The 814-nt window shown below is 71.1% G+C and carries 1 protein-coding gene, 1 tRNA gene and 1 pseudogene; 2 read left to right on the forward strand and 1 reads right to left on the reverse strand.

Annotation, left to right across the window (positions count from 1 at the left end):
• Positions 1-279: primase alpha helix C-terminal domain-containing protein (locus tag G6045_RS40700; RefSeq protein WP_206344836.1), on the forward strand; the 279-nt coding region annotated here is incomplete at its 5' end.
• A gap of 71 nt (positions 280-350) precedes the next feature.
• A tRNA-Ser gene (locus G6045_RS40705) sits at positions 351-435 on the forward strand.
• 92 nt (positions 436-527) lie between these two features.
• Here the strand turns inward: G6045_RS40705 and G6045_RS40710 are convergent.
• Positions 528-814: pseudogene (locus G6045_RS40710) on the reverse strand (hypothetical protein); the annotation flags it as partial.

The raw sequence follows: 814 nt of genomic DNA on the forward strand, positions 1-814 counted from the left end.
GCCCTGCTGCGCCTCCTCACACCCCCGCCGCGTACGAAGGCACCTCCCGCGGGCGGCTCGCATCAGGGCCGCGGCCTGGTCCAGTTCGTCCTCGGCGCGCGGGTCGGGCAGCGCAACACCCGCCTGTTCTGGGCGGCTTGCCGCGCGTACGAGAACGGCATCGGCGACGATCTGGCCCGCCATCTGACGGACGCGGCGGTCCGCACGGGGCTCACGGAACGCGAGGCACGCGCCACGATCGCCTCGGCGGCACGCCTCACCGCCGGCCGCGAGGCCTGAGCCGGGCCCGCCCCCTCGCCCCCTCGCGCGGCCGGTACGCTGTACTGGCTCCGCACCTGGTGGCGGAGCGAGGTGGGTTGCCCGAGCGGCCTAAGGGAACGGTCTTGAAAACCGTCGTGGCGCAAGTCACCGTGGGTTCAAATCCCACACCCACCGCGGTGGTCCGCTAGGACCGGTTCAGAAGGGGTGCAGCCAACACGGCAGCGCCCCTTCTGTATTCGGACTATCTCGTTTCACAGCCCGTTTGCTCAGAACAGGGAGTCCCAGGCGGCCGCTTCGGGGTCGGGTTCTTCCGGGTGGAGCATGCAGCGTCTGCACCGCAGAAGGCCCGGTTCGCCGGTGCCTGAGGCTGCGTTCATCCACCGCAGGGCCTCCATGGCGTGTGCACGCTCGTCGTCGGCAAGGGTGTCAACGGTCCGGCGGAACTCCTCGGGCACGGCTTGGTCCGTGAGGCAGAGCCAGCCGATCGCCGCCGACAGGCGGACTTCGGGGGCCTCCGCCCGGTCGTGCCACCGTTCACGCAGCCACGTGACGG

It is taken from the genome of Streptomyces mesophilus, from assembly GCF_011044995.1.
GTDB classification, from domain to species: domain Bacteria; phylum Actinomycetota; class Actinomycetes; order Streptomycetales; family Streptomycetaceae; genus Streptomyces; species Streptomyces mesophilus.